13 protein-coding genes and 1 pseudogene are annotated in these 15,069 nt (G+C 36.9%); 4 read left to right on the forward strand and 10 right to left on the reverse strand.

All coding sequences use genetic code 11. The annotated features are described in order from the left end of the window. Positions 1–10 precede the first annotated feature (10 nt). Genes BN52_RS06405 through BN52_RS06415 form a run of 3 tightly spaced genes read right to left on the reverse strand, consistent with a single transcriptional unit; the run spans position 11 to position 3,296 of the window. A complete protein-coding gene (locus BN52_RS06405) occupies positions 11–1,339 on the reverse strand; it encodes a PTS sugar transporter subunit IIC (protein WP_008473571.1) in 1,329 nt (442 codons plus the stop codon). Continuing rightward, positions 1,336–2,589: a DEAD/DEAH box helicase gene (locus BN52_RS06410; RefSeq protein WP_008473572.1), complete on the reverse strand. Its 1,254-nt coding sequence runs from the start codon at positions 2,587–2,589 to the stop codon at positions 1,336–1,338. The genes BN52_RS06405 and BN52_RS06410 overlap by 4 nt, the downstream gene beginning before the upstream one ends. Further along, positions 2,589–3,296 carry a GH25 family lysozyme gene (locus tag BN52_RS06415; RefSeq protein WP_008473573.1) on the reverse strand — a complete coding sequence of 236 codons (708 nt, stop codon included), beginning with the start codon at positions 3,294–3,296 and terminating at the stop codon, positions 2,589–2,591. The genes BN52_RS06410 and BN52_RS06415 overlap by 1 nt, the downstream gene beginning before the upstream one ends. 107 nt (positions 3,297–3,403) lie before the next feature. Between BN52_RS06415 and BN52_RS06420 the strand changes: the two genes are divergently transcribed. Beyond that, complete coding sequence (locus BN52_RS06420; RefSeq protein WP_008473574.1) at positions 3,404–4,711, forward strand: APC family permease; 1,308 nt, start codon at positions 3,404–3,406, stop codon at positions 4,709–4,711. Positions 4,712–4,739: 28 nt separating this feature from the next. Here the strand turns inward: BN52_RS06420 and BN52_RS06425 are convergent, their stop codons facing one another. Further along, entirely contained in the window at positions 4,740–5,216 is a 477-nt protein-coding gene (locus BN52_RS06425) for a MerR family transcriptional regulator (RefSeq protein WP_008473575.1), read from the reverse strand. Positions 5,217–5,305: 89 nt separating this feature from the next. On the opposite strand from BN52_RS06425, the pseudogene BN52_RS06430 reads away from it, so the two are divergent. Then, a pseudogene (locus BN52_RS06430) lies at positions 5,306–5,869 on the forward strand (sugar O-acetyltransferase). Between the two features lie 69 nt (positions 5,870–5,938). Here BN52_RS06430 and BN52_RS06435 read toward each other — a convergent pair. The 4 genes from BN52_RS06435 to wecB form a co-directional block, all read right to left on the reverse strand. Beyond that, positions 5,939–7,465, reverse strand: a complete 1,527-nt coding sequence (locus BN52_RS06435) for a hypothetical protein (protein ID WP_008473580.1) — start codon at positions 7,463–7,465, stop codon at positions 5,939–5,941. A gap of 93 nt (positions 7,466–7,558) precedes the next feature. Continuing rightward, positions 7,559–8,479, reverse strand: a complete 921-nt coding sequence (locus tag BN52_RS06440; protein ID WP_008473581.1) for a DMT family transporter — start codon at positions 8,477–8,479, stop codon at positions 7,559–7,561. Positions 8,480–8,503: 24 nt separating this feature from the next. After that, positions 8,504–9,106 carry an HAD family hydrolase gene (locus tag BN52_RS06445; RefSeq protein WP_008473583.1) on the reverse strand — a complete coding sequence of 201 codons (603 nt, stop codon included), beginning with the start codon at positions 9,104–9,106 and terminating at the stop codon, positions 8,504–8,506. A gap of 110 nt (positions 9,107–9,216) precedes the next feature. Beyond that, on the reverse strand, positions 9,217–10,359 hold the full coding sequence (gene wecB / locus BN52_RS06450; RefSeq protein ID WP_008473584.1) for a non-hydrolyzing UDP-N-acetylglucosamine 2-epimerase: 1,143 nt from the start codon (positions 10,357–10,359) through the stop codon (positions 9,217–9,219). 86 nt (positions 10,360–10,445) lie between these two features. Here wecB and BN52_RS06455 point away from each other — a divergent pair, with 86 nt between their 5' ends. Further along, positions 10,446–10,637, forward strand: a complete 192-nt coding sequence (locus tag BN52_RS06455) for a hypothetical protein (protein ID WP_008473585.1) — start codon at positions 10,446–10,448, stop codon at positions 10,635–10,637. A gap of 16 nt (positions 10,638–10,653) precedes the next feature. Here BN52_RS06455 and BN52_RS09860 read toward each other — a convergent pair whose 3' ends face one another. Next, positions 10,654–10,812, reverse strand: coding sequence for an ADP-ribosylglycohydrolase family protein (locus BN52_RS09860; protein WP_008473586.1), 159 nt, complete (start codon positions 10,810–10,812; stop codon positions 10,654–10,656). Positions 10,813–10,931: 119 nt separating this feature from the next. On the opposite strand from BN52_RS09860, the gene BN52_RS06460 reads away from it, so the two are divergent. Beyond that, a complete protein-coding gene (locus tag BN52_RS06460) occupies positions 10,932–11,771 on the forward strand; it encodes a mechanosensitive ion channel family protein (RefSeq protein WP_008473587.1) in 840 nt (279 codons plus the stop codon). 69 nt (positions 11,772–11,840) lie between these two features. Here BN52_RS06460 and BN52_RS06465 read toward each other — a convergent pair whose 3' ends face one another. Continuing rightward, the gene (locus BN52_RS06465; RefSeq protein ID WP_008473588.1) at positions 11,841–14,957 is read right to left on the reverse strand and encodes a type I restriction endonuclease subunit R; all 3,117 of its coding nucleotides are present in this window, start codon (positions 14,955–14,957) and stop codon (positions 11,841–11,843) included. Positions 14,958–15,069: the final 112 nt, after the last annotated feature.

Here is a 15,069-nt window from a genome sequence, read left to right on the forward strand (position 1 = left end):
CATTACTTTTTTAGTATTCACGAGCAAATGGGCTTCGCTCGCCATTGGCAGTTGCAATCTTATCTGCTGCAAAAATAAATGGCATCCAAATCAGAAAAGCTAACGCCATATTAATCAAACAAACGAGAATTGCTCGCCAATCATAATTACATGCTAAAAATGCTCCAAGAAGCGGTGGCATAAAACTAGGAACTGCTACTTGAACTGGGTTAACTAACCCCATAACTGTCATCCAGTAGGCAAATGCAACGTTAACCGCCGGTGCTAACACAAACGGGATGAAATACACGGGATTTAAAACCACTGGCAAGCCGAAGACAATTGGCTCGCCAATATTGAAGAAACTCGGAGCTAATGCCACTTTAGCCATAGTTCTTGTTTCATTTCGTTTAGAAAATGCCAAGATCCCCATAATTAAAATCAATGTACCACCAGTACCACCAAACCAAGCAAAAACATCAAACGATCCTCTTGCCCATAGCATGCTTGGTATTTTTCCCGCTTTTACCAAAGTAACATTTACGTTCTGAGCTGTCAGCCAAATTGAATCCAAAATTGGCGCCATCACGCCCAAGCCATTTAGACCGAAAAACCAGAAAATCTGAATCAAAATGGTTACCAACATTACCATGCCAAAGCCTTGACCCATCTTGATCAACGGCATTTGGATCGAATGAAGCAACCAATTGCCAAAATATGTACCCGTAAGTAATTGGAACAGATAATTAATTGAGCCAACAGTAAAAATTGCAATAATGCCTGGAAGCAAAGAATCTAATGCAACCATCTCTGCATGAGGATAATTAGCCTGTAAATGAAGCATAATTCTCCCTTTGTAGCAGAGTGCATAAACTGCAAAACCCAGAGAGCCAAATAAAATCGCAGTAAAAATGCCACTTGTAGAAAACTGGCTAATATCAAAAGCATTTTTGGCAAGCAGACTTTTTCCAGCAACGTCAACCTTAACGACATTTGCTACGCTCATCATAAATGAAGCAACGGAAATGATCGCTCCAGCTAAGCGATTAGTTTCAAAAGTCTTAGAAAGTTGATAGCCTAAGGCAACTGCCAAAAATAAGGCAAATAAAGCAAAGCTGCCTCGCCAAACAATCATGCTGATGGACAATAGTGGCTTGAGTAAAAATGCGAGCCCTTTTAGTCCTAACTGATCTCGTGCAATTTCAACCAAACTTTTTATTAAAACCGCAAGTGAGCCTGCAATCGTAATTGGAATGATTGAAATAAAGGCGTTTTTCAATGCGACTAGCCATCTAACCTGTCCCAGTCTGGTTGCGATTGGCAAAACGTAGTCTTCCAACCATGAAACTAATCGATTCATTTTTTCACCTTCAAATAATGTGGATGATATCCTTTATTCTTATTTTTACGCTTTTTGTGTTTCTTCTTTTTTTCTGCTACTGGGGTTACTTTAGTACTCGTCTTGGTTACTTTTCCACCAGTAGACTCATCACCAGATACCTTTTTCTTTGGTTTATTAGGACTTAACTGATAGCCAGCAAAATATACTCGCTGGATTTCTAATTCGCCAGCTAAAAGATTTTTCAAATCACGTAAATCATGATCATCCCCTAAAGTTACCACATGTCCTTCTTTATTCATTCGGCCTGTTCGACCTGCACGATGCAAATAGGTATTAACTTCACTTGGAATGTCATAGTTAATCACATAAGTAACATCAGGAATATCTAGACCACGAGCGGCTAAATCTGTTGCTAGCAACAATTTGGTTTTTCCTGTAGCCAAATCATGTAACGCTTCTTCTCGCCGAGTCTTACTAAATTCGTTTGCAAGTAATTTGAACTTGGTTTTGGTATGTCCTAAAATTCCAGCTACTCGCATCATTGTCTGATTCGAATCAAAAAATAGGATGCCTTTGAAACGATCTAGCTTGGTCATTTTTTGCAAAAAGTCGATCTTATGAGCATTGTCGACTTGTAAAAAATAATGCTTTATCTGCGATTTTTGCTTCTTACGAACATCAATCAACAAAAATTGTCGGGCAAACATTTCTTCTGCTGCTTTAGTAATATGAGACTCGGTGGCCCCAAAAAGCAAGATTTGACTCGTTGCTGGCAAATTCTGTCCTAGCGAACTAAGCAAATCTAATTTGGTAAATTCCAATAAATCATCAGCTTCATCGATAATTAAAGTTCTGATTTGACTGATTTTAATTCGACCGCTTGAGAAAAAGTCGAAAAATCTTCCTGGAGTAGCCACAATTACTTCGGGATGTTTTTTCTTCAATAACTCCTCTTGACGCTTACGATTACCAGCTCCTACTAATGTTGCACCTGCCAAATGCAACACACTCAAATAAGGATTGATAGCATGTCTAATCTGTACTGCCAATTCTGTGGTTGGCGCAAAAATTACTACCTGGTTAGCCTGCCCCACCTCAGCTCGTTCAATGCTCGGCAAAGCATAAGCCAGAGTTTTTCCAGTACCAGTTTTAGCTAATCCAATCAAACTAGCGCCATTAATAATGGCTTCATAGGTCGCTGTTTGAATTAAAGTAGGGTTTTCTTTATGTTCTTTTATTAAAATATTTTTGATTGCTTCTTGATACATTATTGTGTTAATTGTCCATACTTCTGTTTATATTGGGAAACCGTGCCATTATATGAATACATGGTAACCCCTTTTTCCAAACCACTAACGTTTTTTACTCGACCGTCAGTAGTATACCGCCAAAATGAATATTGCAATTGATTTGGGACTTTCTTGCCAGTTGCCATAAATAGCGTTCCTTTAGGAAAATACTGACGATACTGATTGCTGACGGCAACCATCGCTAGTTTTCCTTGAGATTGTAATAAACTAACAAAATGAGCCATCGATTGCAAATATTTCAAACTTCGTTGACTAACAGCCGGTTTAATTAGAATCGGCAAGCTTCCTGTCTGCATCCCGACTTTTTTGACAAAATATTGATATTGCTCTTCTGCCGTCGATTCATCACTGTAGTATTGTGCTACCCCATAAGCTAGATTAGTCCCCAATACTTGATCGCGATAAGTCAAAAAATCGTTATCAAAATAGGTTTTTCCTTGTGTACTTCGAAAATAAACAAAGGAAATGCCATGGTCTTCTAGCTGATGCAAATCCACAATCGAATAGTTCTGGTTGAGCTCAATACCAATCGTAGCAGCATTAGTATTGCTTGGCAAAGTCGTATCTCTCTTAAAGTTGATCAATCCAAGACTTAAAGCCATAATAGCTAATACTAACAGCAATAAGATCAACGGTAAAGTATAGCGATGATGAAATCGTTTCATTGAAATTCCCTTTCCGTTTACTTATTTTACCTAATTTTTTTATTGTATACCACGCTCTTATTTTTAGTTATAATGGACAGGTCACTTTCAATTCTGTGAGGTAAAAAATGAAACGACAAATTTCTTTCTTCCAAGCACTGGCTACAGTAGTTGGCGCTGTAATCGGTGCTGGGGTATTTTTTAAAATTGGAATAATTACTGCTCAAACCAATAGTACTTCGATGACTTTGTTAGTTTGGATTTTAGCGGGCTTTGTTTCGATGACTTGTGGACTTACGATTTCTGAATTAGCCGCTTCGCTGAAAACAAACGGTGCAATTAAATATTTAGACTACACTTATGGTAGTATTTGGGGCTTCTTGTTTGGTTGGGCGCAGATGGTAATTTATTTTCCAGCTCAAATTGGAGCTTTAACTTCGATCTTTGGCGTACAATTTGTTTCTTTATTCAATCTTCCGGCAAAAGATGCAAATTTAGTTGCTTTACTTGTCGTCATCTTTTTAGCAGCTACTAATTTTATTGGTACTAGTTTTTCTAGTAAGATCCAGTCAGTAATCACAGTAGTTAAAATTATCCCCATAATTTTGATTATCGTTTGGGGACTATTTAACCAACAAAAATTAGGAATTCAAATTTTCCCAGTCGTAGCTGGCGCAGGAAAAAGTTTTTCCGCTAGCATGAGTCAGGGATTACTATCAGCCTTATTTGCTTTTGAGGGATGGATCGTCGTGACGAATTTCGCTAATGAAGTTAAAAACCCTGAAAAAGACCTTTCTGGAGCAATTATTTTAGGTTTAATGGCAGTTACTTTGATCTACGTCTTAATCAACTATGCCTTCTTGACTATCTTGCCAATCAAACAATTGGCTGGCAATAATAATGCTGCGTTTGAGGCATCGATCAAGTTATTCGGGAAAATTGGTGGTAAGCTTGTTACCATTGGCATTTTAACTTCGGTATACGGAGCAGCTAACGCTTACTTATTGACGGGGATGCGGACGCCATACATCTTGGCTCAAGATAAGCTCTTACCGTATTCACAAAAGATTGGCAAAACCAATATTCATACTGGCGTTCCAGTTTTTGGGGCTTTAATCATTACCGGAATATCATTAGTAATGCTTGCCTTGGGTAACTTCAACTTACTAACCGATATGTTAACTTTCGTCATGTGGACTTTCAACACGATGTTGGCTGTAGCCGTAATTATCTTGCGCAAACGGGAACCACAATTAAAACGACCATTCAAAGTACCAGCATATCCGCTAATTCCTTTGATCGCCATTGGCGGTGGCTTATTTATTATTATTTCTACGATCATCAACCAATTTGTATTATCAATGATTGGACTAGGATTAACTCTTCTTGGCGTTCCTATTTTCTATTATCAAAAAAAGCATGAAGCTCGCAATTAAGCTAGCTCATGCTTTTTTCGTACCTTCATTAAATTAAATCTCGCAAATCATGACATTTAGCTAGTTCTGCTTGATACTGTTCGTGGATCATTGGATCTACTCGATCGCCCTCGTCAGTTTTTACCATGTGAATCTGCTCTGTTCCTGCCAAAAGAGACGTTTTAAAGTACCACATTTTATAATGTAAAAAATCCAATTGTTTTTGAAGAACTTCAATTTGTTTTTGTACGTTAGCTTTCTCATCACGCAACAAATCATATCTTGTTTGTAACGTAGCATCACCTTGCATGCACAGATTGATGAATTCTCGGATCTGACTGATGGTCATGCCACATTTTTTCATACATTCAATGACTTCTAAAAAGTTCAAATCATTATCTTTAAACGCTCTTCTTCCTGCTTGATCACGATCAACAAAAGGCAACAAACCTTTTTTATCGTAATAGCGCAAGGTTGAAGGAGCTAGATTCATTTTTTCAGCAACTTCGCTAATAGTATATCGCATATATTCACCTTTTTCTTGACTTAAACCATAGTTTAACTTGTAGTATAACTATGGTTTCATCAATCGGTCAACTAGAAAGGAAGCATTTTATGACTAAATCTGAATTAGAAAAACTAGAAGCCGGCGAATGGTATCAAGTCGACGATCCAGAAGTAGCGAATAGAAAATTACAAGCCGCTACTTTGTGCCAAGAGTTTAATTCAATTCCAGAAAATGAACCAGCTAAGCAAGAAGCTAAAGCTCGCGAAATTTTCGGCTCTGCTAGCAAAAACTTAATCGTACATAGTCGCTTAAATGTTGATTACGGTAAAAATATCCACGTAGGCGACAATTTTTTAGCCAATTACAATTTAACCGTATTGGATATTGCTCCAGTTAACATTGGCAACGATGTCTGGATTGGGCCGAATACTGATATTTATACTGTAAACCATCCCTTAATTGCGTAAGGTCGACAAGAACGACTTGGTATTGGTAAACCCATAACTATTGGAAATGATGTTTGGATCGGTGGACATGTTACGATTTGTCCTGGTATAACGATTGGTAATGGTGTGGTAGTTGCTGCCGGTTCAGTCGTTACTAAGGATATTCCTGATAATGTACTTGTAGGTGGCGTTCCTGCCAAAGTTATCAAGAAAATTAACCAATAATTTTTACTTATCCCCTATTTTCTCCCCACAAAAGCACTCATCAACTAACTTGTTGAGTGTTTTTGCTTTTTACAAAATTATCTCTTCGTCAGGATCAAGTCCTCTTTTAGTGATCCACTTCAGCTTATCTAAAGGTAATGGCAAATCTGCTTCATTCAGATACCTGATTCCAACTACCTTGACTATTTTTTGCTGACCATTATAACCAACTGGAACGAACACCTTGTCTCCGATTTTAATCGTCTCATCACTTGTTAAATACGAATATCTTGTACCTCCTTTTTGGAAAGTAACTTCACACACAATAAATTCCGTGTCGTCTTTTCGACCACGTCCATAGATTTTAGGATCAATAATTTGGCCAAACGTGCACGTTGACATGATTTTGCTAAGATTTTCGACCAAATTAGAAAAATTAGCAGGCAAGCCAATGCGATCAAAGATACCTGCATAATCAAGCGTTGGGAAATTTTTATATTCAACCAACAAATGATATTTTTTATCTTCGGTTTCATCAACCACTCGCCTATCTTTTGGATGAGCTAGCCAAAAGTCTTCAAAAGAAGTTTTTATCAAGTCCTGATTCTGAATTCGATAGGCCACTTTGATTGGTTCATCGTAATCATCATTATTTTCAATCCTAATGTAGCTCAACAATCCCGTTTCGTTATCAATTTCTAATGATTCCTTGTCTTCCGAATCATTTTGCCGGTAATCGAGAACAAGCCGCTTAAAATAATGAGTATTGTCATCAAGCAAATACATATCGTTAATTGGCAAATTCTTACGAATCAAGCCAGAAATATCGCTTTCAATTGATCCCCATTCAAACCAATGAAGCTGATCACGACTTAGCTCAAAGACATTTTCATGATCATCAGTTATTCTGATCACGTAATTTTTTACCTGTGTGATATTATTTTGTACCGTCATTGAATTTAGCGGTTTTTCCAGATAGTATCTAAGACCAGAAAAGATTTTAGTTAGATTCTGTTCATCAATTTCTGGTTGTTCAATTCGCATTTTATGATTGCCAAAAATACTAGCAATAAAAAAGCAAGTTTCTCTTTTTGACAAACGCAAATATTGCGCATCCTCGTGATCAAAATGAGTCAAGCCATAATATGGTGCAAAATTGTAAATCTCCAATTTAACTATCTTACCGATTAGGGGATATGGAACATTCACAGGCGAATTTGATGTTACGTTTTTTGTAATGGGCCAATCTTCGAGAATTGCGAGTAAATACTTCAATCCTTCAATAAACCATTGGCGATTATTAAATATCTGAATTTTTGCTGGTGTAGGGCCATTTTTTAACATATACCAACGAGTATAAATCACTGAAATCATCTCAGTAAAGTCGATGCTATTTTCACTAGTTGTATACTTGAAACTTCCAGCTAACCAGAGATATTGGCCAAATCTTTGTTTTAAAATATTTTCAGGGATGATAGCAGCTCCCCACGACTGAAATTTTTCTTCGATTTCATTGCGATATAATTCACGATAATCTAGTCGTTCATCATAAAAATCGGCCAAAAATTCCATAATCTTGAAATATGGCTCCCGACTTTCTGGTAGGCTATAAGACATTTTTCCACCTCACAATCATTTAGAAGGATACTTAACCCAAGTATATCATTGTTTAGAAAAAGGCGAACCAACACTCTGTTAGTTCGCCTATAATTATGCTTTATTTGCTCGCTGCAACAATTTTCTACTTCGCTGAAACGGAATTACCTGTAGACTCGTGGCCATAATTATCAAAATTCCACCTAAAATTTTCATTTGTCCAAAATCGCTACCAAGTAAGCCGACAGATAGGATCGTAGCCATCAACGGTTCAAAAGCTTCTAGAATACTTGCTAACCCTGCAGAAATATATAATACGCTAGACAAGTACAAAGTATAGGCAAAAACCGTTCCTACTACAGCTATATAAACAATTGTCAGCCAATTGAGTGGCGTCGCCTTAATTGCAGGCATCATGAAAAAGCTGGGCGAAAAGATAATTCCACCCCAAATACTTGAAAGACTGACAATCGTCAATGTTCCATATTTCTTGAATAAATCACCTGGCATAACGACACTGATTGCCTGCGTTGTCGCTGCCAAGAATCCCCAAAATAAGGCTTTAGGAGTTATGGCTAAATGCGTAAAATTACCGCCAGTTACCATAATAATTGTACCAAAAAGGGCAACAATCACCGAAATAAGATCTATTCTTCTTGGAATTTGTCGCGTTTTTAAGGCGACGAAAGCAATAATCAACACCGGTGCCAAAAAGACCAAGATAGTACCTGTTGGAGCATTGGAATGCTTAACTGTCATGAAATACGTAAATTGCGATCCCATAATACCCACAGTTGCATAAATTATGCCCTTTAAAAGATCATGCTTATTTTTAAAGATCGCAAACGCTTTTTTACCATCGCGCCAATAAATAAAAATTGTCAGAATAATTCCTGCAATCCAGGCACGAACACCAATCAACCAAAAAGTATCGACACCTGTTGTTTTGAATAAAAATTCTGCAGCCGTCCCAGATGTTCCCCAAAGGCTGGCTCCGGTCACTGCAAGCAATACTCCACGCTGCTTCTTAGTCATTTTACCCTCTACCAAGAATAATTATTATGAATGTGTTTCAATAAAATCGTACAACTGACCTAGTTTATCAATTTTGAACGTAAAACCATACATTCCCAATGCTTCTGCTGCTTCAGTATTGGCTTTAACATCATCAACAAAAAGACTTTCATTTGGAGTTAAATTATACCGTTCAAGTAACCGTTGATAAATTCGTGCATCAGGCTTCATAATTTTTTCTTCTGCTGAAAAAACATAACCATCAAAGTAGTCACCTAGACTCGAATTTTTTACAAAATTAGCAAATTGCATCCCGGTATTCGACAAACCATATATTTTATAGCTTTGCTTGCGCAAATCATCAATTAGACCAAATACTGGCTCAAAAAATTCTACGTTTTCTTGCCAAGTTGCCATAATTTGCTGGGTTTTAGCTTGCAAAGGTTCAGGTACGCGATTAACAAAAATTTCCGTTGCTTCTTGCTCATTAATTTCCCCAGCGTCGATTTTTAACCATTCTTCTGATTCAAAAATAGTTTTTCTTAACAGTTCATGGTCATTTGGTGTTAATTCATAGTGATTCAGAATCTCGTCAGGATTCCAATTCATAATAACGTTACCAAAATCTAAAATAATATTTTTTAACATGCTATTCTCTTTTCATTGCTTTGTATAATTCAGCAATAATTATAGCATCTTTATTTTGGTTCTAGAATTCAAAAAAACTCATCGCTAAGTACAGCTACAAGTTTCATTTCTTATTTAAAATCAGTTGGACGATTTTCTTTTCCATTAGAGAAGTAGTAAGCAATTGCATCCATAATTCGATCACTCGCATGACCATCACCATACGGATTTTTGGCATTAGCCATTTTTTCGTAAGCTGCCTTATCTTCCAATAACTTAGTCATTTCAGTTCTAACTTCATCTACTTGGGTTCCAACGAGCTTCAAAGTTCCGGCTTCGACACCTTCAGGACGTTCAGTGGTATCACGTAAAACCAGTACCGGTTTGCCTAAACTTGGTGCTTCTTCTTGTACCCCACCAGAATCGGTCATAATAAAGTATGAGCGTTTTGCCAAATTATGAAAATCAACTACATCCAAAGGTGCAATCAAGTGAATTCTTGGATCTCCTCCTAGCACTTCTTGGGCAACTTCTTGTACTCTTGGGGATAGATGTACTGGGTAAATAATCTCCACATCATTATAGCTGTCAACGACTTGCTTCATTACTTTGAAGACGCGTCTCATTGGTTCGCCTTGATTTTCGCGACGGTGCATCGTTACCAAGATCACACGATTACCTGGTTTAATTTGATCAAGAACGTCATGATGATAATCTTGTTGGACAGTTTCTTGCAAGGCATCAATTGCGGTATTACCAGTAACAAAAATATTTTCACCATGATGATTCTCTGTTAAGAGATTTTTGCGCGATAACATTGTTGGAGCAAAATATAAATCGGTTAAATCATCGGTCATTTGCCGATTCATTTCTTCTGGATAAGGGGAATATTTGTTCCAAGTTCTTAAACCAGCTTCCACATGCCCTAAAGTCTTTTGTTCATAAAAAGTGGCAAGTCCAGCTGCAAAACTAGTCGTAGTATCACCATGAACCAACACAATATCAGGTTGTTCTTTTTGAATAACTTTGGTCATGTCAATCAAAACTTTAGAAGTAATGTCTGCCAAAGTTTGATTTTTATGCATGATATTGAAATCATAATCAGGCTTAATTTTGAAAATCTCTAGCACTTGATCCAACATTTCACGGTGCTGTGCAGAAACTACCGTAACTTCTTCAAAACGTTCATCTTGCTTAAGCTTCAAAACTAAGGGTGCCATTTTTATTGCTTCAGGTCTTGTACCAAAGACCGTCATTACTTTTATTTTTGACATATGTACCTCCGCATAATAACTACATATTACCCCATTTTTATGCTATCATTCAAGAAGACTTTTACTTCAAGAAAGGAACGATTATCATGGGATTTGCATTACTTATGCTTGCACCTGTTTTTATTATCATTGGCTCGTTTTGCATAGTTTTTGCTTTAGATAAAAATCGGCCAGCAAACATTCGAAAAAAATTATTCTTTGCAGCTTTGCTGTGTACTTTTGCGGTATGGGGGTTAATTATAGTGATTATGACTAATCCGCTACTTACCTTAAAATAGCTATTTTGGTAGCGAATCATAAAATTTTACTGCTAGCTCTACCAGAACGCAGTCCTGTGATAGGATTTGCTTGCAAGTCTTCTCTTAGCATGAATTCGGCTGGAACCCCAAGCGCATCACCGACGGCAAAACCGATGATGCAATCAATGACTTGAGCTTTACTTGAGGTTTCCATCTTTTCCCCTTCTTTCTACGACTTATACCTAATTTTAACATGTTACTAACTTGAGCACTTAGTAGCTTTTTAACGTACTTTTTGTCATAATCATGGTGACACTAGAAGCGAGGTATTCCATGGATAGTTTACTGCATCTTAATAATAAAACCCTCTCAATCAATTGGGAGAAGCTTGCAAATAACTTTGCGGAAGTTATTTGGCAACTATTTTTATCTACTTTGATTTTTTATCTGATTTCTTACATTGGTAAAAAACTAATCAAGCGCTATCTGCTTTCAAAGAAAGTGAATCCGAAAAACAAACGAACTCGGACGATTGCTGCTTTAATTAATAGCGTTTTCCAGTATACGATGATTTTCTTTTATTTGTTTGCCGTTCTGTCAATCTTAGGTATCCCGGTTGGTACCTTATTAGCAAGTGCTGGGATTTTTTCACTGGCTTTGGGGATGGGAGCTCAAGGATTCGTTAGCGATTTAGTCAACGGCTTCTTTATTTTGAGCGAAGATCAGTTTGATGTTGGCGATACGGTTTTAATCAATAATCAAACTGGAACCGTTGTTCAGCTTGGCCTTAGAACTACTCGCTTGAAAGCTTCTGACGGATCATTGATTTTTATCCCGAATCGCAATATTAGTATCGTGCAAAATCTGGCCCATAATGCCGTGAGTTTAACGATTCCATTGGAATTGGATGCCAATAATGATTTTGCCAAAGTAGATAAAATTATCAAACAGGTAAATGGCGAGATTATGCCTGAAAAGAAGACCATTGTCTCCGGACCAACCATTGTAGGTATTACTCAGCAAACTGGTGAAAATGTTACGTTTAGCATCTTTTTCAAAGTTAAGCCGGGTAAAGAAAGTAGCGTCCGGAATTTATATCTCTCCCGCTACTTGATGGCTTTGAAGGCCAATGATATTGCTTTAGCAAAGACGCCACCGTTAAAAATAAAATAAGCGAGCTGACAACTAAGTCAACTCGCTTTTTTATAGTTAATAGGTCATTGCATATAGCTATTTTAACGATCAATCATTCGATGCCATCAGCTCTGCTTGTTCTACTACTGTAGTAACCGCTTGAGGTGCTATGTCTGGTGGATAACCATACTTACGTAAAAGATGTTTAACAGCAACCCTCATCTTAGCTTGAATACTGCGACGTTTCTCCCAATCTACACCCGCTTCTTGTTTAACTAACTTTACTAGTTCTTTAGCAATGAGGTGTAATTTTTCTTCGCCCAATACCTTGATAGCTTTTTCATGATCAGCTAAAGCATCATAAAATGCAATTTCTTCTTGGCTCAAACCTAAGTCTTTACCCTTTCTCTGCTGATCATTTATCTTCTTAGCCATCTCAATTAACTTACGAATAACTAACTCACTTGTGACACCACGTTTATTGTAGTCATCAATGGACTTTTTCAACATTTCTTCAAATTTTTGTGATGATACCTTGTTTGTTTTTAACATCGCCTTGATTTTGTCTTTAAGTAATTTCTCCAGCAAAACAATGGCAACATTCTGTTCTGGCATATCACTAACATATTCCAAGAATTTGTCAGAAATTAAATCAATGCTTTGTCGCTCAATACCTAACTCATTATAAATATCAACATCAGGTTCTGAAATAATAGACTGATCTAACAATTGTTGCATCTGAAATTTAACATCTGTATAGTCAACAACATCAGGAGCATGATCCGGTTGTTTCAATTTTTGAATAAATACCTTAACTGTCTTGAAGAATGCAATCTCTTTTCCATAAACTTGTGCTTCAGGTAATGTAGATGTTAATGCATACACTTTTTGTAGTTCAGTAACCACGTCTAAAAACTTCTTCTGTGTCTCTTCATCTTCTTGAAGAATCTCATTAGCCACATGTCTAGTTACCCTTATGCGTGTACTTCCATCTTCTGAATCAAAATCCGAGTAGTCAATGCCATACAAGAAATCTTTTGTGATAATGTCATATTTTTCTTTTAGTAAAGACAAAGCCTTAGCCATATTTATACCAACCTGACCTTGATCGTCATTAGAATACACTTTCAGCGCATCCCTTAGGTTCTCAGCAATTCCAATATAGTCAACTATTAAAGCACTGTCTTTATCCTTAAAAACACGATTGACTCTGGCGATCGCCTGAATCAAATTATGACCTTTCATCGGTTTATCGATATACATAGTATTCATTGATGGTACATCAAAACCAGTAAGCCACATATCAACCACAAGCACTATCTGTAGTTCATCATTATCATCTTTCATTCTTTTTTGCAAAATTCGACGATCCGCTTTGCTTGTTTGAAACTTCGCCATTTCAGGTCCATCAGCTGCAGAAGAGGTCATGACAACTTTGATCTTTCCTTTATTAAGATCTTCATTTTCCCAATTTGGACGTAATTTGACAATTTCGTCGTAAAGTCGAACCGCATTTCGTCGTGACATTTCCACTATCATGGCTTTGCCAAAAGCTTCTTTTTGCCTTGATTCAAAGTGGCTAATAAAATGCTTAGCTATGCTTTCTAAACGAGGTTGAGCTCCTGCTAAAGCTTCAAGTCGAGAAAATTCTCGATTACGACGTGCATTTCCTTCTATATTCGGATCATCATTTAAGTTAGCTTCTCTGAGTAATTGTTGATATTTTTCATTAGCGCCGTCTTTTAGCCTCAATGGAAAAACATGACTCTCATAATAAATTTTTACAGTTGCATGATCATTTACTGCTTGAGTAATATCATAAACATCTATGTACTTACCAAAAACAGCCACTGTTGATTTATCAGCAGTAGATATTGGAGTTCCCGTAAAGCCGATAAAAGAAGCATTGGGTAGAGCATCACGTAAGTATTTAGCAAAGCCATAACGAAGTCCTTTATCCGTATATTGTGCATTCATCCCGTACTGAGTTCTATGAGCTTCATCAGCAATTACAACCACATCACTTCTATCAGTCAGTACAGGCATCTCAGTTTCACCTTTTTCAAAGTTGGGTGAAAACTTTTGAATCGTTGAAAAGACTATTCCCCCAGACTGCTTATCCATCAACTTTCGTAAATCTTCACTTGTTTCTGCATGTACAGGAGTTTGTCGTAAGAATTCATGAGCTGAAGCAAAAGTATCAAACAGCTGATCATCCAAATCATTTCTATCATTAATCACCAGTAAAGTTGGATTATTGAGTTTGCGTGCCACGATGCTAGAAAAGAAAACCATTGATAAGCTCTTACCTGACCCTGTCGTATGCCAAACTACACCGATTCGCTTATCGTCAGGATCATTAAGAGCTCTCTTGGCTGCTTCAACTGCCTTATTAACCATATAATACTGGTGATAAGCTCCTAAAATCTTAATTGTATTATCTCCATCAGTTTCAAAAATGATGAAATTTTCAATAATATTAAGTAGATCCTTTGGAGCCAGCATATATTTAATCATGGTCTCTAATTCCAGATCATCCCCAGTTGATACATTTTTAGGAGCACGCCAACGCATAAAGCGATCAAATCCTGCGGTTAGTGATCCTGCTCTTGAGTTAATACCGTCTGAAGCAATTAGGATTTCGTTATATTTCAAATATTCTGGAATTTCCGCCTTATATGTTTGTAATTGGCTATAAGCGTTGTTGATACTTATATTAGGGTTAGCAGCATCTTTAAATTCAAAAGTTACAATCGGTAGCCCATTGATAAAAATTGTAGAGTCTGGACGACGTTCATGACTATCTTTAATTGTAAATTGGTTGGTAGCAATAAAGCTGTTACGTTCAACGTGATCAAAATCAATTGGATATAACACTTCTGTCCTATTTTCACCACCAACTGTTGTTTTAACTCTGATTCCTTCAATCAGCAGCTTATGAAAATAGTGATTATTAATCATCATATCTGGATTATCTGCTAGACGAGTTAGTTGTCGAAGCGCTTCTCGATAAATTTTATCAGGATATCCCGGATTCAATTCTTTAAGTTTTTTCTCTACTTCTACAAGCAATACTACAATAGTATGATCATTTCCCCTCATAGCATCAATTTCTGGATGAGGTGAAGTAGGGCTTGGACTTTTATATACTGTATATCCAACTTGCTTAAGCGTGTCTAATGCTAGATTTTCAACATCAGATTCTAGTAAAAATCCTTTCGACATAATAGATCACACTCCTTTCTTTTATTAACGTGATAAATGATAATTTAGTTGAGTTAGCAAATACAATTTTTGCAAATCAAATTAGTAAAGATACTACCCAACTATCAAATAT

It is taken from the genome of Lactobacillus gigeriorum DSM 23908 = CRBIP 24.85 (genome assembly GCF_000296855.1).
Classification (GTDB): Bacteria; Bacillota; Bacilli; order Lactobacillales; family Lactobacillaceae; genus Lactobacillus; species Lactobacillus gigeriorum.